This is a genomic window from Streptomyces sp. NPDC030809, assembly GCF_055572195.1.
The window spans coordinates 63,011-83,217 of sequence record NZ_JBVIDV010000002.1; the positions used below are offsets into that span (position 1 = coordinate 63,011).

General features: G+C 72.4%; 12 protein-coding genes. 6 read left to right on the plus strand and 6 right to left on the minus strand.

What is annotated here, in order from left to right; translation table 11 throughout:
* The first annotated feature begins 35 nt into the window (after positions 1 to 35).
* Positions 36 to 1,073 carry a rod shape-determining protein gene (locus ACZ407_RS03000; protein WP_468125002.1) on the plus strand — a complete coding sequence of 346 codons (1,038 nt, stop codon included), beginning with the start codon at positions 36 to 38 and terminating at the stop codon, positions 1,071 to 1,073.
* Positions 1,070 to 2,710 carry a sensor histidine kinase gene (locus ACZ407_RS03005; protein ID WP_468125003.1) on the plus strand — a complete coding sequence of 547 codons (1,641 nt, stop codon included), beginning with the start codon at positions 1,070 to 1,072 and terminating at the stop codon, positions 2,708 to 2,710. The genes ACZ407_RS03000 and ACZ407_RS03005 overlap by 4 nt, the downstream gene beginning before the upstream one ends.
* Before the next feature lie 33 nt (positions 2,711 to 2,743).
* On the opposite strand, the gene ACZ407_RS03010 is transcribed toward ACZ407_RS03005, so the two are convergent.
* Positions 2,744 to 3,181: an Lrp/AsnC family transcriptional regulator gene (locus ACZ407_RS03010; RefSeq protein ID WP_468125005.1), complete on the minus strand. Its 438-nt coding sequence runs from the start codon at positions 3,179 to 3,181 to the stop codon at positions 2,744 to 2,746.
* A 69-nt stretch (positions 3,182 to 3,250) separates the two neighbouring features.
* Here ACZ407_RS03010 and ACZ407_RS03015 point away from each other — a divergent pair, with 69 nt between their 5' ends.
* The 3 genes from ACZ407_RS03015 to ACZ407_RS03025 are packed head-to-tail and all read left to right on the plus strand — an operon-like array spanning position 3,251 to position 6,721.
* Complete coding sequence (locus tag ACZ407_RS03015) at positions 3,251 to 3,919, plus strand: LysE family transporter (protein WP_468125007.1); 669 nt, start codon at positions 3,251 to 3,253, stop codon at positions 3,917 to 3,919.
* Between the two features lie 17 nt (positions 3,920 to 3,936).
* On the plus strand, positions 3,937 to 5,382 hold the full coding sequence (locus tag ACZ407_RS03020; protein ID WP_468125008.1) for an acyl-CoA synthetase: 1,446 nt from the start codon (positions 3,937 to 3,939) through the stop codon (positions 5,380 to 5,382).
* Positions 5,375 to 6,721, plus strand: coding sequence for a carboxyl transferase domain-containing protein (locus tag ACZ407_RS03025; protein ID WP_468125010.1), 1,347 nt, complete (start codon positions 5,375 to 5,377; stop codon positions 6,719 to 6,721). The genes ACZ407_RS03020 and ACZ407_RS03025 overlap by 8 nt, the downstream gene beginning before the upstream one ends.
* 398 nt (positions 6,722 to 7,119) lie before the next feature.
* Here ACZ407_RS03025 and ACZ407_RS03030 read toward each other — a convergent pair whose 3' ends face one another.
* Complete coding sequence (locus ACZ407_RS03030) at positions 7,120 to 8,421, minus strand: MFS transporter (protein WP_468125012.1); 1,302 nt, start codon at positions 8,419 to 8,421, stop codon at positions 7,120 to 7,122.
* Between the two features lie 316 nt (positions 8,422 to 8,737).
* Between ACZ407_RS03030 and ACZ407_RS03035 the strand changes: the two genes are divergently transcribed.
* On the plus strand, positions 8,738 to 9,895 hold the full coding sequence (locus ACZ407_RS03035; protein ID WP_468125013.1) for a carboxylate-amine ligase: 1,158 nt from the start codon (positions 8,738 to 8,740) through the stop codon (positions 9,893 to 9,895).
* 243 nt (positions 9,896 to 10,138) lie between these two features.
* Here the strand turns inward: ACZ407_RS03035 and ACZ407_RS03040 are convergent, their stop codons facing one another.
* The 4 genes from ACZ407_RS03040 to ACZ407_RS03055 all read right to left on the minus strand — a co-directional run bounded on the left by ACZ407_RS03040 (position 10,139) and on the right by ACZ407_RS03055 (position 19,983).
* The gene (locus tag ACZ407_RS03040) at positions 10,139 to 10,666 is read right to left on the minus strand and encodes a hypothetical protein (RefSeq protein ID WP_468125015.1); all 528 of its coding nucleotides are present in this window, start codon (positions 10,664 to 10,666) and stop codon (positions 10,139 to 10,141) included.
* Between the two features lie 86 nt (positions 10,667 to 10,752).
* Complete coding sequence (locus ACZ407_RS03045; RefSeq protein ID WP_468125463.1) at positions 10,753 to 16,992, minus strand: DNRLRE domain-containing protein; 6,240 nt, start codon at positions 16,990 to 16,992, stop codon at positions 10,753 to 10,755.
* A gap of 649 nt (positions 16,993 to 17,641) precedes the next feature.
* Positions 17,642 to 18,559, minus strand: a complete 918-nt coding sequence (locus ACZ407_RS03050) for an exonuclease domain-containing protein (RefSeq protein ID WP_468125016.1) — start codon at positions 18,557 to 18,559, stop codon at positions 17,642 to 17,644.
* Positions 18,560 to 19,161: 602 nt separating this feature from the next.
* Positions 19,162 to 19,983: a DUF4231 domain-containing protein gene (locus ACZ407_RS03055; RefSeq protein ID WP_468125018.1), complete on the minus strand. Its 822-nt coding sequence runs from the start codon at positions 19,981 to 19,983 to the stop codon at positions 19,162 to 19,164.
* Between the last annotated feature and the right edge of the window lie 224 nt (positions 19,984 to 20,207).

The following is a 20,207-nucleotide window of genomic DNA, read 5'->3' on the forward strand; positions in this document are numbered from 1 at the left end:
AATCAGCAAGCGTCACCGCCTCGGGAGGACCTGCCGTGACCGTCAGCCTTGAGCAGTTGCGCCGCTGCCACGTCGCCGTCGACCTGGGGGCAGCGCGAACCCGTGTGTACGTCAAGGGCGCCGGGCTGGTCGTGGACGAGCCCAGCGTCGCCGCGGTCAACACCCGCACCGGCGCACTCATCGCGGTCGGCACCTTCGCCGAACGCATGACCGGCCGCACCCCCGACTACATCCGCGTGGTCCGCCCCGTCTCCGGCGGCACCGTCGTCGACATCGAGATGGCCCAGCGGATGCTCCGTCACCTGCTCGGCGAGAAGCTCCGCCGGGCCCTGCGCCGCAAGCCGCGGCTGCGCGCCGCCGCCTGCACCCCGCACGACGCCGACCCGCTCGCCCAGCGGGCCGCGGTCGAGACCCTGGTCGGGCTCGGCGCCCGCCGGGTCGAGCTCGTGGACACCCTGATCGCGGCGGCCGTCGGCTGCGGCCTGCCCGTGGAGCAGCCGACCGCGACGATGATCATGGTGTGCGGGGCCGCGGCCACCCAGATCGCCGTGCTGTCCCTGGGCTCGATCGTGACCGCCGAACGGGTGGCGGTCGGCGGCGACGCCGTCGACCACGCGATCGTCCAGCACCTGCGCCACCAGCACGAACTCATGCTGCCGAGCCAGGCGGTGCGCCCGCTCCAGCTGGCCCTGCACGGCAACGGCATCACCGATCACGGCCCCGCCTCCACCGAGATCCACGGCCGCGACGTGGCCACCGGCCTCGCCCGGTCCGTCCAGGTGGACACGGCGGCGGTGCGCGACGCGATCCACACCCCGCTCACCGCCGTCCTCGACGGCATCGGCAAGGTGCTGCGCGAGTGCCCGCCGGACCTGGTCGCCGACCTGACCGACAAGGGGATCATGATGGTGGGCGGCAGCGCCCTGCTGCCGGGGCTGGACCAGATGCTGCGGGACGCCACGGGCATGCCCGTGGCGATCGCGGAACGGCCCGACGTGTGCGCCGTCCTGGGACTCGGCGCGATGCTCGAAGGGAAGATCGCCCCGATGGTGCTGGACCCGCTGTCCGAATGACCGGACCGCCCCGCCCCTCCGGACCGGAGCAGGCCGGCGGCGACGGGGCGGCCGAGCGCACCGTCCCGCACGGCCTGCCGATGCTGCTCGAAGCGGTGCTCAGCGTGGGCACCGATCTCGAACTCAAGGCGACCCTGCGGCACATCGTGGAGTCGGCGCGCGAGCTGTGCGCGGCCCGGTACGGGGCGCTCGGCATCATCGAGCCGGACGCCGCGACCGGCGGCCGGCTCACCGAGCTCATCTCCTCGGGCCTCACCGAGGAGGAGCGGGCCGGGATCCCCCGCCTGCCGGACGGGCGCTCGGGGATCCTCGGCCTGCTCGTGCGCGACCCGCGCCCGCTGCTGCTCGACGATGTCACCACCGACCCCCGGGCCGCGGGCTTCCCGCCCGGCCATCCCCCGATGCGCACCTTCCTGGGGGTCCCCATCCGGGTGCACACCGAGGTGTTCGGGAACCTCTACCTGGCCGAGAAGCAGGGCGGCGGGCCGTTCACCGAGGACGACCTCGCCCTGCTGCGGGTGCTGGCCTCGCAGGCGGGGATAGCGATCGGCAACGCCCGCCTGTACGACACGGCCCGGCGGCGCGAGCGCTGGATCGAGGGCGCGGCGGCCGTGACCACGGCCCTGCTGACCGGGCGGCCGGCCCAGGACGCCCTGATCTGCGTGGCGGAACGGGCCCGGCTGGTGGCGGACGCGGCCGCGGGCGTGGTGCTCCAGCCGACCCCGGAGGGCGGCATGGAGATCGTGGCCGCCTCCACCCAGGACGACCCCGGGGACCTGGTCGGCACCACCATCGCGCCCGGCAGCCCGGTTCTGGAGCAGCTCCTCGGCGGGGAGCCGGTGTTCGTCGAGGACTCGGCGACCGATCCGCGGATGACCACGCACGTACGGGAGCGCTTCGGGCCGAGCATGCTGCTGCCGCTCCAGAGCGGCGGCCAGCTGATCGGCACCCTCGCGCTGCCGCGCCGCCGGGGCGGCAAGCCGTACGACGCGGTGGACCGGCTGCTGGCCGCGCAGTTCGCCTCTCAGGCGGCGCTCGCCCTGGTGCTCGCCGACGCCCAGCACGACCGGGAGCGGCTGGCCGTCTTCGAGGACCGGGACCGGATCGCGCGGGACCTGCACGACCTGGTGGTCCAGCGGCTCTTCGCGACGGAGATGATGCTCGACGCCACCCGGCGGCGCGGGGCCTCGGCCCCGGACGCCGACACGGTCGGGGACGAGCTGGGCCGGGCCGTGGACGAGCTGGACTCGACGATCCAGGAGGTCCGCACCGCCATCTTCGCGCTCCAGCAGCCGCCCTCCGACGCGCCGGCGACCTTCCGCGGCCGGGTGCTGCGGGAGACGGGCGGGGCCGCGGCGCTGCTGGGCTTCCAGCCGTCGGTGCACTTCGCCGGGGCGGTGGACGCGCTGGTCCCGGAGCCGGTCGCGGACCGGCTGCTGACGGCGCTGCGGGGGGCGCTGGCCGCGGCGCACCGGCGTACGGGGGTCACCTCGATCGAGGTGCAGGTGGCGGCGGAAGCCGGCGAGGACGGGCGGGGCGCGGTACGGCTGACGGTCGTGGACGACGGCCCCACGGGGGCGGCGGGGGCCGGTGCGGGCAGCCGCGGCACCACCGTGACCTGGGAGTCCGCGCTCTGAGCCGCGGACCGCGGGCGGCTGCGGCGGGCGGGGTCACGGGGCCGGCCGGGTGGCGGCGCGCAGGGCGATGCGGGTGTTGGAGTGGGCCACTCCGGCCTCGCGCTTGAGCCGGCGCAGCAGGGTGTCGAGGGCGGCCGGGTCGGAGGCCCGGGCCCGTACGAGGTAGTCGTGGGCGCCGGTCACGTGCACCACCTCCGTGATGCCGGGCAGGCGGGTGACGGCCTTCTCGAACTCCTCGTTGGTGGTGTCGGTCCGCAGGGTGACGTCGATGAAGACGACGAGCCCGCCCGAGGTGTCGGCGGCCGGGTCCACGAGGGTGGTGAACCCGCGGATCACCCCGTCGCGGCGCATCCTGCGCACCCGGTCGGCGGCGGCGTTGGCGCTCAGCCCGACCCGTACCCCGAGGTCCCGGTACGAGATCCGCGCATCCTGCCGGAGGACGCCGAGGATTTCCCTGTCGATGCGGTCCATACCGCGATTCTCGCAGTCCTGGCCGATATTCGACCCCGGAGCGCGCAGCCGCGGAGGCCTACTGGCGGCATGAGCGAACTGACGACGACCGCCCTGGCGGGGGCGGCTGCGGGACTGGGTGTGGCGATGCCGGTGGGAGCCGTGGGCGTGCTGCTGGTCCAGCAGAGCATGCGCGGCCCGCGGCGCGCCGCGGTGGCCGCCGCGGCCGCCGTGGCGGTGGTCGACCTGGTCTACGCGGGCCTGGCCACGGCCGTGGGCCCGCTGGTCTCCGCGGCCCTGTCCGGGGTGGAGGCCTGGGTCCGCCTGCTGTCGGCCCTGATCCTGCTGGCCATCGCCACCCACGGGCTCCGGTCGTCCCGCGGGCGGTCCGCACCGGCGGCCGCACCGGACGCGGGCCCGGGGGCCCCGGACCGCGGGACCCCCGGCCGGGCCGGGGACGGGCCCACCCCCTGGGGCGCGTTCCTCCGGTTCACGGGGCTGACCCTCGTGAACCCGACGACCGCCCTCTACTTCGCCGCCCTCACCACCGCGCAGGGCAGCACCCTCGGCAGCGGCGCGAGCGGGGCGGTGTTCGCCGGGGCGGTGTTCGCGGCCTCCCTGGTCTGGCAGCAACTCCTCGTGGCGGCCGGTTCGTTCGCGGGGTCGCGGATCTCCCCCGCGGCCCGCGCGTGGACCTTCCGGGCCGGGTACGGGCTCGTCGCGGTCTATGCCGTGAAGATCGCGCTGCCCCTGCCCTGACCCCGTAGGGTGATCCCGTGGCCACACTCTTCCCTGCCCTGGAGACCCCTTCGGACCGGACGGCGCTGCGCTTCGGCGACCGGGTCCTGAGCTATCGCCGCCTGGCCGGTGCCGCAGGCACCCTGGCGGCCCGGATCGCGGGCGCCCGGCGGGTGGCCCTGTGGGCCACGCCCACCCTGGAGACGGCGGTGGGCGCGGTGGCGGCCCTCGCGGCCGGGGTCACCGTGGTCCCGCTCAACCCCCGTACCGGCGACCGGGAGCTGGCCCACATCCTGGCCGACAGCGCCCCGGACCTGGTGCTCGCGGCGGCGGACGCGGAGCTGCCGGAGGCGCTCGCGGCCCTCCCCCGTACGGCGGTCCCCACCGAGGGGGACGCGCCGCTCCCGGCGGCGGCCGCCGGGGACGAGGACGCGGCCTTCGTCATCTACACCTCCGGCACCACGGGCCCGCCGAAGGGCGCGGTCCTCCCCCGCCGCGCGGTGGCGAGCACTCTCGACGCGCTGGAGGACGCCTGGGACTGGACCGGAGCCGACACGGTCGTGCACGCGCTGCCCCTGTTCCACGTGCACGGGCTGGTGCTCGGCACCCTGGGTCCGCTGCGGCGCGGCGGCTCGGTCCACCACCTGGGCCGCTTCGGCGCCGAGGCGGTGACGGCGGCCCTCGGGGCGGGCGGCGGCACGATGCTCTTCGGGGTGCCGACGATGTACCACCGGCTGGCCGAGGCGGTGGACGGGGACCCGGAGCTGGTCAAGGCGCTGGCCGGGGCCCGGCTGCTGGTCTCCGGTTCCGCCGGGCTGCCGCTGTACGACCACGAGCGGATCGCCGCGGCCACCGGCCGCCGGGTGATCGAGCGCTACGGCATGACCGAGACGCTGATGAACACGAGCGTCCGCGCCGACGACAAGGCCTCCCTCCCCGGGACGGTCGGGGTGCCGGTGCAGGGGGTCGCGCTGCGCCTGGTGGACGAGTCCGGCGCCGTCCTCGACGCGTACGACGGGGAGACCATCGGAGAGATCCAGGTGCGCGGGCCGAACCTGTTCACGCATTACCTGAACCGGCCGGAGGCCACCGCCGAGGCGCTCACCGCCGACGGCTGGTTCCGCACCGGGGACATGGCCACCCGGGACCGCGAGGGGCACCTGCGGATCGTCGGCCGCAAGGCCACCGACCTCATCAAGAGCGGCGGGTTCAAGATCGGGGCCGGGGAGATCGAGAACGCCCTGCTGGACCACCCCGGGGTGCGCGAGGCCGCGGTGACCGGCGAGCCCGACCCCGATCTCGGCGAGCGGGTCGTCGCCTGGATCGTGCCGGCCGATCCGCAGTCCCCGCCCTCCGCGCAGGAGCTCGCCGACCACGTGGCGGGCCGCCTCGCCCCGCACAAGCGGCCGCGCACCGTCCGCTACCTCGACGCGCTGCCCCGCAACGACCTGGGCAAGATCATGAAGCGGGCCCTCCATGGCTGACCGGCTCTCCGCCCGCGAGGCCCTCGCGGCCCTCACCGATCCCGGCAGCTTCGCGGAACTCCCCGCCCCGCCGCGCCCGGACCGCACGGACGGCCCCCTGGGCTGGCCCGGCTACGACGCCTCCCGCGAGCGGGCCGCCGGGCGCACCGGCGAGCAGGAGTCGGTGGTCTGCGGGACCGCGCGGGTCGGCGGCCGGGAAGCGGTGCTGATCTCCTTCGAGTTCGGGTTCCTGGGCGGCTCGCTGGGCGAGTGCACGGGGGACCGGCTCGAAGCCGCGTACGTGCACGCCCGGGAGCGCCGGCTGCCGCTGGTGTCGCTCATCGCGACCGGCGGCTCGCGGATGCAGGAGGGCATGATCGCCCTCACCCAGCTCCAGCGCGTGGCCCGGCAGTCCGTGCTGACCCGGGCGGCCGGCCTGCCGCAGCTGGCGGTGCTGCGCGATCCGACCACGGGCGGCGGCTGGGCCACCCTCGGGGCGGGGGCCGACGTGGTGCTGGCCCTGCCCGGGGCGCAGGTGGGCTTCGCCGGGTCCCGGGTGCGCCCGGCCGATGCCGATCCGGCCGCCTACACGGCCGAGGGCCAGTACGCGGCCGGGCACGTGGACGCGGTGGTGCCGGGCGCGGAGCTGCCGGGCGTGCTCGCCGACTGGCTGCGGGTGCTCGCCGCTCCCGCGGAGCCGGTCCGGGCGGCCGAACCCCCCGCCGCGCTGGCCGCCGTACCGCCGCCCGCGAGCGGGTGGGAGGCGGTGCAGCAGGCCCGGCATCCGGACCGGCCGCGCGCCGAGGCCTATCTCGACGCCCACTTCGAGCTGCGGATGCCGCTGTCCGGGGACCGGGCGGGCGGCACCGATGCGGGAATGCTGTGCGGCTTCGGGCTGCGGGAGGGCCGGACCGTCGCGTACGCGGCCCAGTGCGGCACCGCCACCCGGCCCGCCGGGTACCGCACCGCGGCCCGGCTGATCCGGCTCGCGGACCGGCTCGGCTTCCCGGTCCTCACCCTGGTGGACACCCCGGGCGCGGCGAACGACGCGGCCGCCGAGCACGCGGGGGCCGGGGCGGCCATCGCGGACACGTTCGCCGCGGTGGCGGGGGCCCGGGTGCCGGTGACCACCCTGCTGATCGGCGAGGGCGGCTCGGGCGGGGCGCTGGCGCTGGCCGCGCCGGGGAACACGTGGGTCACGCCGGACAGCTACTTCTCCGTGATCGCACCGGAGATGGCCACGGCCATCCTGAAGCGGACCCTGGACGAGGCCCCGCTGACGGCGGACCAGCTGCGGCTGCGCCCGCAGGACCTCGTCGCACTGGGCGTCGCGCGCGGGGTGGTCGGCCCGGCGTCCTGACCGCCGGGCCGGGCGCCCGCCCCTCGGCACCGCCGCACGGTGCCGGCGGACTCGCGGGTGACACCTCGCTCCTGGACCAGCAGCCGGCCGTCCCGCGTGGGCGCGAGCTCCACCGGTTTGGCCGGGGCCTACGGGGTGGGCGTACTGCCGGGCCGGGGTGAATTCCGCGTCCCGGCCGCGTTCCCGGGTCTGGATCCGCTGGAGGCTGCGGCCCTCGGCGTCGGTGCCGCAGGGGGGATTCGAAGGTCTGGTTCGGGGCCGCCCGGCCTTCCGGGGGCAGCCGCAGCGCCTGCGGTACGGGCAGGCTGCGGAGCACCCCGAGACGGGGCGGCCGGTACGGCGGCGGCTGCCGGAGGGGTGGGAGGCGCGGGGTCCGGGGCGGATCCCCCGGACCCCGCTCAGGGCTGCGGGTCGCGCGCGTCGTAGCGGGCGAAGCCGCGCCAGCGGGCCGCCAGCAGGCCCACGGCCAGCACGCACGCGAGGCCGCCGCCGATGACGGCGACGCGCGGCGAGGCCAGGTCGGCCGCCGAGCCCGCGAGGAAGTCCCCGAGCCGGGGCCCGCCCGCGACCACGATGATGAAGACGCCTTGGAGCCGGCCGCGCATGTCGTCGGGGGTCGCGGTCTGGAGCATGGTCGTGCGGAACACCATGGAGATGGTGTCGGCCCACCCGGCGACGGCCAGGAAGAGCAGCCCGAGCCACAGGTTCCGCGTGATCCCGAACACCGCGACGGCCAGCCCCCACGCGGCCACCGAGACCAGGATCACCAGCCCGTGCCGCCGGATCCGCCCCTGCCAGCCGGAGAAGACCCCGCCGAGCATGGCGCCCACGGCCGGGGCCGCCACCAGCAGGCCGACGGTCTTGGCATCGCCCCCGTACCAGAGTCCGGCGACCGCGGGGAACAGCGCCCGGGGGTGCGCGAGGACCATGGCGCACAGGTCGGAGAAGAAGGTCATCCGGATGTTGGGCCGGGTGGCGAGGAACCGCAGCCCGTCGAGTACGGAGGCCCTCCCCTGCTTGCCCTCGGCCCGCTCGGGCGGCATCGCGGGCAGCCGCCACATCGCGTACAGGGCGGCGGAGAAGCTGACGGCGTCCACGATGTAGGCGGCCTGGTAGCCCCACCAGCCGGTGATGACCCCGCCGAGCACCGGCCCGATCGTCATGCCGAAGGTGTTGGTGACCGAGGTCAGGGCGTTGGCGGCGGGCAGCTGCGCGGGCGGCAGCAGCTTGGGGACCATGGCGGCGCGGGCGGGTGCGATCAGCGCGAAGCAGACCGACTGGAGCGCCACGACGGTGTAGAGGAACCAGACCCGGTGGAAGCCGAGCACGGCCGCTACCGCCAGGGCCACGGTCAGCGCGGCGGCCCCGGCCGAGCTGTACAGCCCGAGCTTGCGCCGGTCCACGGTGTCGGCGATGGCGCCCCCGTACAGCCCGAAGACCACGAGCGGGACGAGCGAGCAGAGGCCGACCAGTCCCACGGAGAAGCTGGACCGGGTGATGTCGTAGACCTGGAGGGAGATCGCCAGGGAGGTCATCGCCTGCCCGAGCCAGACGATCGTGTTCCCCAGCCACAGCCGCCGGTAGTCCGGGGACTCGCGCAGCGGTGTGAGGTCGGCGAAGATCCGCGCACGGGGCGGCCGGCCGCCGTCCGGCTGTGCGGGCGGGTCCTGGGGGGCTTTGTCCGCGGTCGTTCGGGTCACACGGGATGGTAAACCGCACGCCCTCGGGTCGAAAGCGCGTTCCCGGCCCGCGGGACGGCAGTCCCGCCCGGCCCGCCGCGGCACCCGCCCCCGCCGGTCGGCCCGTACCGCCGCCGCCGTCGTCGGCCCACCGCCACCGCGCACACCGGCGGCACCCCGGGCCCCGGGAGCCACTCCCGAGGTCCGCCGCGCTTGCTGTTCGCACAACAGGCGCAGAGGAACTCGCCGCAGTTCACCGGGGATTGACCGAAACGGTGTTCGCCTGCGGCCCCCGGTCGGCTCATGATGAAACGACTCGTATGTCCAGGGAGGCGCAGTGATCGAACCTGGCAAGAGCACATCCGAAATCTCCGGGGCCCCCGCGCAGCCGACCGGAACCGTTCCCCTCACCCTGGGTGTCGAAGAGGAGTTCCTGCTCGTCGACGCCCGCACCTGGCGGCTCGTGCCCGTCGCGACGGAGGTACTCGAATCCGTGGGCGGCGTCCGGCCGGAGCTGCACTCCGAGGGCACCCGCTACCAGGTGGAGATCGCCACTCCGGTGGTCGACACCGCCGAACGGCTCCGCGAGGAGCTCTCCGGGCTGCGGCGGATCCTCAGCAAGGCGGCCCGGCAGCACGGCTGCCGGCTGCTCGCCAGTCCTTCGCCCGTCCTGGCCCGGGAGCTGCCCCTCGCGCTCAACCACGACGAACCCCGCCAGCGCGCCCAGTTCCAGCGGTTCGGCGCGCTCACCGACAACCTCGTGGGCTGCGGCCGGCACGTCCACGTCGGGACCCTCGACACGGACACCGCCGTGGCCGTCGCCAACCGGGTCCGGCCCTGGCTGCCCACGCTGATCGCGCTGGGCGCCAACTCGCCCTTCTGGGACGGCCGGGACACCGGCCACGCCAGCTGGCGGGCGCTGGCCTGGGGCTCCTGGCCCTCCGCCGGGCTCCCGCCGCACTTCACGTCCACCGCCCACTACCGGCACGCGGTGGAGATGCTCATCGGCTCGGGGGCGGCGCTCGACACCAAGATGGTCTACTGGGACCTCCGGCCCTCCGGTACCTGGCCCACGCTGGAGATCCGGGCCCCCGACATGTCCCCCGACCTGGACGCGGCCGTCCTGCAGGCCGCCCTCGGCCGGGCCCTGGTCGCCACCGCGCTGCGCGAGCACGAGGGGGCGCGGCCCGAGCCCGTCGTACGGGACGACGTACTGCGCCTGGCCCGCTGGCGGGCTGCGCACGACGGCCTGGAGGGGTTCGGCCTGGACCCGTACACCGGCGCCGAGGTGCCCGCCGCCGCCCTCGCCGAATCCCTGCTGGACCGGCTGGCCCCGGCACTGGCCGCGGCCGGCGACCTCGACCACACCGCCGACGCCCTGGCCGCGCTGCTTCGCGACGGCTCGGGAGCGCACCGCCAGCGGGCGGTGTACGCCCGCCGCGAGCAACTGGCGGACGTCCTCCACCATCTGGCGGACGCCACCGAGGCCGTCTGATCCGCCGGGCCGCGAGCCCGCGGCCACACGGCCCGCGGCCCCGCGGCCCTGTCGTCCCCGTCCGTGCGGCCGCACCCCGGCCCGCGGAAACGGCGGAGCCGCAGGCGGGAGGATCCCCGCCTGCGGCTCCGGTGGGCCGGCCGCACCCCGGTCCCGGGGTGCGCAAGGGCAACGGCCGTGGACACGCCTGCGTCGGGCTGCGGCTGCGGCTGCGGCTGCGGCTGCGTGCAGCAACGGCTACGGCTACGGCTGGACGACCAGCGCCCAGACCCCCCACATCGGCACGGCCAGCAGGAGCGCGAACGCGTCCCGCTGCACCCGGGCCAGCCAGCGCCCGGCCCGCTCCGTCAGCCGCTGCCTGCGCAGCGCCGACTTCGCGATCTCGTGGGCCGCCTCGCGGGCCGCGAAGAACGCGGCGGGGAAGGCGGCCAGGGTCACCACGAGGTACCCGGTGGCCGCCCCGCGGGGCAGGAACAGCCCGCCCACGAGCACGGCCGCCGCGATCACGAACCAGGCTCCCGCCCGGAAGCCCAGCAGGGAGACGGCCTCGTCCCAGACCGGCTCGGCCTTCCGCGCGATCCGCCCCGGGCGGGCCCCGGCGACCGTGTCCAGCACCGCTTCGGTCTCCGCGAGGGCCGCCGCGGCGGCGGCCCGGTCCCCGCGTTCGGACACCAGCAGGAGTCCGGACATGAGGATCCGCTCGAACCGCCGGACGGAACTCTTCGACGGAGCCGACGGGAACGGGGACGAGGGCTGTGTGGTGGTGCTCATCTCTCTGCTTCCGGTCTGGTTTCCGGTCGAGCGCGGGGCGGCGCCGGTGCGCGCACGCCGCCCCGCTCCCGTGGACGGGGTACGGCTCAGCGGTGGCGCCAGTCCTTGTACTCACCGTAGAGCGAGTACCCGGTGCTGAACCATCCGTAGTACTTGTCCACGCGGTGCGCCCGCCGGACCACGCGGTGGTGGTAGCGGCGGTGGTGCTTGGCCGCCCGGCTGCGGGCCCGCTTGTGGGCCCGGGACTTGCCGCGCACACCCTTGGGCGAGCGGGCGATGTTCCTGGCCTTGCGCGCCTTGTTGTACCAGGAGAAGGCCCTGCCGGCGCCGAAGGTGACCGAGCCGGCGATGTCCATCCAGCCGGAGCGGTCGCCCTTGTAGACCTTGTAGGCGCCGCGGGCCAGGCTGATGCCGGCGGACACGGCTGCGCAGGCCGCGCAGCCGAACATGCCCGCGATGGCCAGTCCGGTGCCCACCCGGTCGAACAGCTTGCCCCAGCCGAAGCGGCCGTCGAGGTCGTAGCGGTTGACCGGGTCGCCGTGGACGTAGTCGTAGGCGTTGGCGTTGCCGCCGTAGACCGGGTCGAGCGACAGGAAGCGGCCGCTGAGCGGGTTGTACAGGCGGACGCCCATCAGGGTGAGGCCGGTGAGCGTCTCCGAGGAGCGCTCCTTGGCACCCAGCCAGTCGTAGCGGGTGGCCGCCTGGCCGGCGCGCGGGTTGCCGTACTCGTCGTTGTCCAGGACCACCGGGGTCTGGGACACGTCCAGCGGGAGCTGGAGCGCCACGTCGCCGTGGACGGTCGTGAACTGGAGGACGGTTTCACCGGTCTTGCTCGTGGTGGCGGCGAGGTCTCCGGAGGCCGACTCGACGTTGCGGGTGAGCGCGCCGGTGGCGGTGTCCTCGGTGATCCAGCGCGGGTTGTCGCTGTCGCTGTCGTAGTGGTTGACCTTCGAGCCGGTCTGGGTCCAGGTGGACCCGCTGCCGGTCTCGGTCTTCCAGCTGCGGAAGCGCAGGCTCGCGTCGAGCTGCCAGGTCTGCCGGTTGCTGCCGCTGACCTGCTGGTGGACGAGGTCGTTGGCGTAGTAGCCGATCGTGCCGTGGCCCGGCAGGGCGGTGGTGCGGCCGAGGTTGTCGTACGTGTGGCCGGCATCGGTGATCCGGTCGGCGCTGTCGTACGTCGAGGTGGCGGTGGTGCCTCCCGTGGTGGGGCAGTCGGCGCCGGGGGTGCCGGCGGCGGTGGTCAGGGACTTGCGGTTGGCGCGGCTGTCGAAGGTGTAGGTGCGCTTGGTGCAGACCGTGTCGGCGGTGTCCTCGACCGAGGTCAGGCGGCCGGCGGCGTCGTAGCCGTAGCGCTGGCCGGACCAGCCGGCGTGGCTGGTGACCTGGCCGTGGACGGACTCGGTGGTGGCGTCGGAGTAGACGGTCACCCCGTCGCTGTCACGGGTGTAGGTCCGCCCGACCGTGGCACCGGTGGTGTCCTCGGTGGTGGTGAGGGTGTAGCCGCCGGGCAGCTTCTCGGAGCTGACGGAGCCGTCCGCGTCGTACGTGGGCTGGAAGGAGCCGGCGATGGAGTCGGTCTGCTTCGTGGCCATGCCGCGCGGTTCGACGGCCGTGTCGTAGGTGAACGTCACCGTGGAGGGGACGCTGTCGGTGACCTTGACCGGGCGGTCGAGCAGGTCCAGCTCGGTCGTGGTGGTGCCGCCGTCGGCGTCCGTGTACGAGATCGGGCGGCCGAGCTTGTCGTACGCCTTGGTGATCGTGCCGCCGGTCGGGGAGGTGGTCTTCACCGCCTTGCCGTTGGCCGGGTCGTACTCGGTGGTCGACTCGGGCACCGCCTGGCCCAGACCGCCGGTCGTGGCGACCTTGGTCGGACGGCCCGCGGAGTCGAAGGTGGTCGTGGTGGTGCGGGTGGTGCCGTTGGCGGTCTCGGTGACCTTCTCCGCCGAGCCCCACCAGTCGTACTCGGTGGTGGTGGTCGGCAGCTGGGCCGGGTTGGAGCCGCCGCCGGTGATGGCACCGGCCGGACCGGTGGAGCAGACCTGGTCGGCCCACTCGGGGCGGCCCTGGCAGGTGCCGGTGCCGGTCGCCGACCAGTACGTGGTCACGCGGGTGCCCGCGTCGGTGCCGGTGGCGCCGGGCAGCAGCTGCTTGGTGACCCGACCCTGGTCGTCGTACTCGGTGGACTCGGTGATCGCGAGGCCGCCCGGGTCCTTGACGGTCTGCGTGGGCAGGCCCTTGGCCCAGTCGTACACGGTCTGCACGGTCCGCGGCTCACCCTGGACCGACGCGTGCTCGCGCACCTGCGCGCCGGTGGTGGTCTTGGTGACCTGGTCCTTGACCTTGGCGGTGCCGTCGGTGGGACGGCCCGCGTCGTACTCGTTCACCGTCCACGAACGGGCGGTCACCGAAGTGCCGGCCGGGACGAGGAGGGTGGCGCCGTCCTTGAGGTCGGCGGTGAGGTCGATCCGCCGCAGCGGGCCGAACTCCTCCAGCTCGCGGGTGCCGGTGCTGTTGAACACCGAGTCCGTGGCGAGCAGGTTGGCCCGCTCCCCGGACGGCAGCTGGGCGATGCCGAGGTCGGCCTGCACGGCGCGGTCGGCGGCGCTGATGCCGAGGGCCACGGCCCGGTTGGCGGCCGAGAGCTCGCGGACGGTGTTGCCGAAGCGGTCGGCCTCGGTGGTGCTGATGTGCCCGCCGGGCACCGCCGCGTTGACCTGGCGCCCGGAGACACCGAGGTACGTCACGTCCGCCCGGGCGTACGAGCCGCTGGTGAGCGCGTCGCCGGAGTGGGACGAGGGGACGGAGTCGCCGGGGAAGACGGCGGTGGCGTCGGTCGGGGCGTCGGTCTGGCCCCAGGCCTTCACGTCGTTGGCGCCCATGGCGTACGGGGCCTTGGTGCCGGTCAGCGGGACGTCGTAGACGACGGAGGTGGTGTTGGTGCCCTGCTCGACGTTGGTGGTGCCCTGCTGGAGGCCGGAGCGGGAGGCCTTGAGCAGCATGCCGGCACCGGCGGTGGCGGCGTTGCCCGCCTGCCCGTAGGTGAAGGTCCACGGCAGCTCGCCGGGCGGGGTCTGGGTGGTGACCCGGCCGGCGGAGTCGTAGGTGTACTCCGTCTTCAGCGCGGGGCTGATCAGCGGGTTCCACGCCTGGCGCAGGCGGCCGGTGGCGTCGTAGGCGTACGTCTGCACGGCCTTGGAGGTCGCGGAGGCGGCGCCCGGGTCGGTGGACCACAGGCGGATCTCCTTCACCTGGCCGGTGACATCGCCGAAGACGAGGTCGGTGGCGGTGGTGGAGGAGCCGTAGACGAACTCCAGCGCGCGGCAGCCCTTGGTGGCGGGCGTGGCGGTGCAGGTGGCGGCGGAGACGGCCGAGGTGGGGGCGATGACCCGCTTGGGGCGGGCCAGCTTCTTTCCGTCCACCGTCACGGTCTCCGAGACCACGGTGGTCGTGGAGTTGTTGAGCCCGTTCAGCAGGGTCGAGGAGACCTGCCAGGTGGCGACGGCCGGGTCGGGCTTGGTGAACTCGGTGACCGTGCCCTCGGTGTCCGAGAGCGTGAAGGAGCCGGTGACGCTGCCGGTGAGGGTCAGGTCCTCGGATCCGGCCTCCGGGATCCAGCCGGTCCGGGCCGCGTTCGCGGTGAAGTGGATGGCGTCCCCGCCGGAGCTGACGACGTCCACCGCGGTGTCCGACACCTTGCGCACGTGCGACCAGTCGGAGTCGACGGCCTCGGCCACGACACCGGAGACCCACTCCTTGCCGAAGATCGCGGCCTGGCCCTCCTGGCCGCCGCCCTTCTGCGGCTCACGGGAAGAGGCGGTGCGCGAGACCGACAGGCCGAGCGCGGCGGCGTCGGTGGCGGAGAGCGCGAAATCACCGGTCAGCAGGTTCACCGAACCGGGGCCTGCGGTGTCCGTCGCGGCGCCGGTGGCGTTGCGGTCGACGATGACGGTGAGGGGCTGGGTGGCGCCGGTGGCGGTGTTGGGGCCGGTGAAGTCGGCCTTGATCTGCACGGTGCCGTCCGGGTTGACCGTGTCGGTCGCGTTCCAGACGAGCGCGGCGTTCTTGCCGTTCACCAGCGGGGCGGGCCAGGCGGTCAGCGGGGTGCCGCCGGAGGTGACGTCACCGGCCGGGATCACCGTCCACGCATCGGCCTCCGAGCGCCGCCAGGAGAAGGACACCTTGTCGTACTTGGCCCCGTCGGCCTCCGCCACGAGCGGCAGACGACGGGCGGTGCGCTCGCCCTCCGCGGGCTGCACGAAACCACCCGGACCCGCATGGAAGGTGTACGAGACGGCTTCCGACTTGTTGTCCGCCTTGTCCACCGTCCGCACCTGCAGGGTGTGCGTGCCGTCCTTGGGCGGGGCGATGCCGAGGGTCTTGGTGCCGTTGACACCGCCGGTGACCACCTTGGTCCAGGTGACCCCGTCCAAGGACCACTCCAGCCAGTTGTGATCGGCAGTGGGCGGGGTGACGGTGAAGTTCCCCGCCTGGCCCTCGCCCTTGACCCACGCGTTCGACGGGTAGTCGGTGGAGGTCAGGCCGGTGGGGGCGGAAGGGGCGCTGGTGTCGACGGTGAACGTCTTCCAGGCCGACCAGCCCAGGTTGTAGTGCGTCCCGTCATACGGAGAGGTGCGGAACTTGTACGTCTTGCCGTTCGTCAGCACCCCGGCCGGGACGGTCACCGAGGCCGGCTGCCCGGAGTTCACCCACGGCGAGACGATCACGTTCCCGACCTGCGTGTCGGTGACCGCGTCGTAGATCTGGAAGGTGCCGTTGACCTTGTCGCCGTTGGCGTCCACGAACGTGTCGCGCAGGGTGGGCGTGGTCGTGTTGACCACGTAGGAGCCGCCGTAGGAGAAGAACGGGGCCCCGGCCTCCTGCTTCGTACCGGTCTTGGGCCGGTAGTTGTAGGTGACCGTCAGCTTCGGCGGATTCGAGGCCGCGTTGGCGGAGTTGACCCGCTTCCACTCCTTGACATCCGTCTCGTCGGTCGCCCGCAGGCCCATCCCCGAGTACGCCCACTTGTTGTTCGCCCAGTGCTGCACCAGGCTCGTCGCATTCGCGTTGACCCAGCCGTCAGCGGCGCAGGACGCATTGCCCTTGGTCTCCGTCGAGGTCGCCATCTTCGTGACCATCGCCGGCTGATTCGTCCAGCGCGAAGAGGTGGAGGCGTTGTTCGCCGTCCACAACTCCCACGGCTGCGCCGAGCAGTCCGTGTTCCCCGAGTGGAAGTTCCACAGCGACAGCGTGGCGTTCGAGATCAGCGCGTCGGCGACCGGAGCGGTGTTCCAGGTGATGAAGGAACGCGCGGTACGGAACGTACCGTCGGCGTTCTTCGTCCCCGGGTTGCCCAAGTCCAGCTCGGTGTCGTTCGACCAGTCGACCGTCTCACCCTGCTGCACATACGTGTCGAACAGGTTCCCGAGAGTGGAGGTGGACGGGTCCACCGTCACCGGATACCTCGTCGCCGGATCCGCCAGGAACCCCGCATCCGGGGTGATGACGAGATCGACACCGCCCTTGGCCTTGACGACCTTCAAGGCGACCTTCGCCCGCCGGGTGTGCTCACCCGAGACCTTGTCGACCGTCGCGTCCCACATCACCGGAGCCGGCATCACCGCCGACTTCTTCGACCGCTTGTCCGTGAACAGCACACTGCCATCAGCCTGCTGCGCAACCTTCAAACCCCTGGTCCGCAACGGCAGCGTGTACGAGAACCCGACTGCGGGCTTCGCCTTCACCTCGACGAACTGCTCGAACCCGGTACGCGTCGCCTCCACGACCACATCCGCACCCGGAACCGCGTTCTCGTAAGTGGCGCGCGTCCCGTCCAGCACCGGCTTCGGCAGACCACCACGCCACTGGAGGGTGATCGCCTGGTCGCCCTCGCCGAGGGTCACCAGATCCGTCGCCGGAGCCGCCTGCGAAGCCTTCAGCGAGGCGGCCTTCGTCCCGGTCTTCCCGGCCAGCCGCAGGCCCCGCGGGTGCGCCTTCGAAGCCACGGAACCGTCCGCGGCCTCCGCCAGCGCCACGTCCACATCACGCCACTCACCCGTCGCCGGGTCGCGGAAGCGGATCGGACCCGCGGAAATCTCCGAGGTGAGCGAACCGTCCTTGTTCACCCACGTCGTCGAAGTCTCCGTACGCTCCGACAACGCCTCGACCCGCTTGCCCGACAGCCGCGCCGCCACCCGCGCCGACGCGATGTCGGCCGCAGCAGTCACGGCGGACGGCTTGTCCGCGGCCTTGTTCTGTGCGGCGGCGGCCCGGTTCGCAGCCTGCTGGGCCACGGCCTCCTCGGCGCCGTAGATCGAGGAGACGGTCATCACGAGGGCCACGGCGGTCGCGGTGGCGCGGAGCCCGCCCGGTCCATTCATCAACGAGCGGACGCGCTGCGTCAGCGCGCCCGAGGGTATGCGGGAGTACAACGGCCACCCCTGAGATCGTTCGGCATGTGCCGCCGCCGCTTCACTGACACGGGGCGGTCAGCGGAACCTATGCCTCCGCACACGGGGGGAAAGTGGAACCAATGGCTCCACAGGGGGGCATCTCCCCGGGGAACCGTTACCCGATCTTGATCTCCACCGAGGCCCGAAACAACGAGTGCCCCGTCCCGGAGATCCGGGCGGGGCACTGGGGCGGCCGGTCAGAACGTTTCTTCTGACCAGGCCTGCGGTGGGGCGGGTGGGACTCGAACCCACGGCCGACGGATTATGAGTCCCGAGCAGCCCGTCCAGGACGATCAATCCTGACACCAACCTGTCGTCACTTGCCTGGTCAGCGGCATCCCGCCATCCAGCTGAGTGAGCCCCAACGGGCTCGGACCCCATCCGTCCGAGCCCATCCGCTCACGCATCGCTCACGCACACGTTGATCCCTGATGCGCGCTGACCTGCACGTTCACCTCCAAGCGGGGATCGCGCCCGGCTTAGAAGTCGAGCCGAGGCCAGGGGGTCCAAGAGGCCGGGCCGGGTCTCAAGAGCCCAGGCGGCGCAGAAACTCGTCCTCATCCAGGACCTCGATGTCCTGCCCGGCTTCGAGCAGGGCCTGCGCCTTCTTGGCCTTGCCGCTCAGCGTGTCGCCAGGCTTGAGCTGGGTCTGGGAAGCAGAGACGAGGATGTTGGCCTTCTTGGTCACGTTCTCCGCCGGCTGTGCACCAGCTGCGGCAAGCCGCGCGAACGCTTCATCTCTCTTCATCGACGTGAGCGTGCCCGTGATGCACACCGTGAGCCCGTACAGCTCCCCGTCCTCGTCCGCGTTCGGGTCCGCCCCGGGCACAGGCTTCCGCTCGCCCGAACCCTGGTACTGGCTGCCCCACCACCGTCCATCGGGGGTCATGGAACCCCAGCGGATCTCGTGCTTCGCCAAGAGCTCATCCAGAGACGCCGCCCCCGCCTCACGCATCGCGGCGAGCATGACCTCAGCCGCGGCGCGGGCGTCTGCCTCGGCGTTGTGGTGATCAGCGAAGGCAAGGCCGGCAGCATCCATGCAGAAGGTAAGCCCGTAGCTCAACAGCTTCCAGGTACGGCGGGCAACGACCTGCGAACAGGCGTACTGAACCTCAGGCCAGGCGATCCCCTCGGCATCACATGCGGCTCGGATCACGCTCATGTCGAACCCAGCGTTGTGGGCCACAAGCGGACGGCCCTCAGCGAAGGTCAGGATGTCGCGCAACACCGCGCCCCACTCGGGCGCCGCTGCCACGTCACCGGCGGAGATGCCGTGGATCCCTACGTTGTACGGATTGAAGTGCCGGTGTGCGACCGGCGGCTGGATGTAGGCCGACCAGGTCTCCACCACCCGTCCGCTGTCCACAGCCGCAAGCCCGACGGAGCAGGGGCTCCCCCGGTGTTCGTTGGCCGTCTCGAAGTCGATTGCTACCCATGAAGACATGACGCAAGTGTCATGAGGTGATCAGTTGGGCGACAGTGCCGAAAGTCGCCAACCAGCTGGCCTGGAATCGTCCGCGCGCTCACCCTTGGCCTCGCTCAAAGCCCTCCGATGAGTTAGGGCGTCGCTGCGCGACGATGGAGGCTGCGTCCCGGTCGGGTGGAAGCTTCCACTCAACGACGTGGAGGCCAGCCAATTCAATGACCTCCTCCGGAACCCCCAACCGGTGCAAAGGAGTAGCCCCGTGCTTATCGAGCCATGCGTGGCGCCTGGCCTGCTCCCTGGCGCCCAGGGACGACCAACGATCGAGACTCACCCCGGGCTCACCACCAACCAGAACCGGGTGCCTGGCTATCATGTGCCGCACGAAGGGGATGTAGCCAGGGTCCCAAGCGAGGGCGACCAGGCACCAAGCCGTCGTAGGCGTCATGGATGCCCCGTGGGCGCACCTGAGGCGCCAGGCCCTCCACTGCCAGCGCGGCGCAAGCAGCCACCGAGTTATCTGCGCATTCAACGCCTGGGCCCAACCAACGCCATCGCCGAGAATCGCGCGCTACCGGTAGTCATGCATCGCGTTGCGCATCCCGTAACAGCTGCCGAAACCATCAGGCGGCGCGCTCCTCGCTCGCCGAGCTGGACTGTTCGAGCTGGAGCTCACGCTTCCTCTGCTCTTCCTTCAGCCTTTCAACGAAGCCGGCGTACTTCCTCAAACGCTCCTCCTCAGAAAGAGGCGCATCGCCGCTGCCCGCGTACTCATCAAGCATGAACTGGGATGCGTTGTAGTGCTTTTCGATCTCGTCCGCTGTCGACTGGAGGTTGTATCCACGCTCGCGGAACTTGAAGTAACCCGTCACTCCAGCCGAGATACCGACAAGCGCACTCAGCGCCGACGTCACGATCCGCAGAACAAGGCTTCCCCCCTCGTTCATCGCTGTCAGTGTCGACGTGACGATCGACCCCGTAATGATGATCAACTGGAAGAAGTTGTGGACGCGTCGGTTACTGTCCGCCGATTTGCGATATTGAGCGATGATGTCGAGCGAAGCTTCTCGGTAGATCCGAAGCCCAGAAGGAGAGTCGAGGGGCAGCTTGGCTGCCGCCGTCTGCCGATCTTGGAGCTTGTTACGCAGGTCCCCCGTATGCGCCACGATCTTCTTGCGGTTCTGCCACAGCAGCCACCCCATCGCGACCCACAGGACGACGACGGCCCCGAGGCCGGCATACCGGGTGAAGAGGGGCTTGGCCTGCCACAGGCCAACCACGACCGTATATCCCAGAAGGAAGGCGAGAGTGATAGCGCCAGCGAGACACAGCCAGTAGATCCGCTGGAAGGTCTTGAACGCCTTCAGTTCGGCTTCGAGCTGATCAAATTCCTTCACTCGCCTCCGATATTCCTCCTGCAGCCCGAACTCCCGCTGCTCCGACATCGGAGAGCCCACCCCACCGGCCCCAGCTACCACCAATCCCCCAAGCATCTCAGCGACACAAGTTGGCGAGAGTAGAGACAGATCCAACAGCTCAGCAAGGACGCCTTACACGCCAACACCAAGAGGCAATTCAAGCCAAGATCGGACTGGCTAAAATCGACTCATCCGACCAGGGGAATCTGCAAAGGGCCAAGCATTCAAGCCATGATCGAACAGCATGAGAA

Coding starts and splice junctions, on each gene's coding strand:
- ACZ407_RS03005 (WP_468125003.1), top strand. CDS start 1,070: ATGACCGGACCGCCCCGCCCCTCCGGACCGGAGCAGGCCGGCGGCGAC.
- ACZ407_RS03010 (WP_468125005.1), bottom strand. CDS start 3,181: ATGGACCGCATCGACAGGGAAATCCTCGGCGTCCTCCGGCAGGATGCG.
- ACZ407_RS03015 (WP_468125007.1), top strand. CDS start 3,251: ATGAGCGAACTGACGACGACCGCCCTGGCGGGGGCGGCTGCGGGACTG.
- ACZ407_RS03025 (WP_468125010.1), top strand. CDS start 5,375: ATGGCTGACCGGCTCTCCGCCCGCGAGGCCCTCGCGGCCCTCACCGAT.
- ACZ407_RS03040 (WP_468125015.1), bottom strand. CDS start 10,666: ATGAGCACCACCACACAGCCCTCGTCCCCGTTCCCGTCGGCTCCGTCG.
- ACZ407_RS03045 (WP_468125463.1), bottom strand. CDS start 16,992: ATGACCGTCTCCTCGATCTACGGCGCCGAGGAGGCCGTGGCCCAGCAG.
- ACZ407_RS03050 (WP_468125016.1), bottom strand. CDS start 18,559: ATGTCTTCATGGGTAGCAATCGACTTCGAGACGGCCAACGAACACCGG.
- ACZ407_RS03055 (WP_468125018.1), bottom strand. CDS start 19,983: ATGTCGGAGCAGCGGGAGTTCGGGCTGCAGGAGGAATATCGGAGGCGA.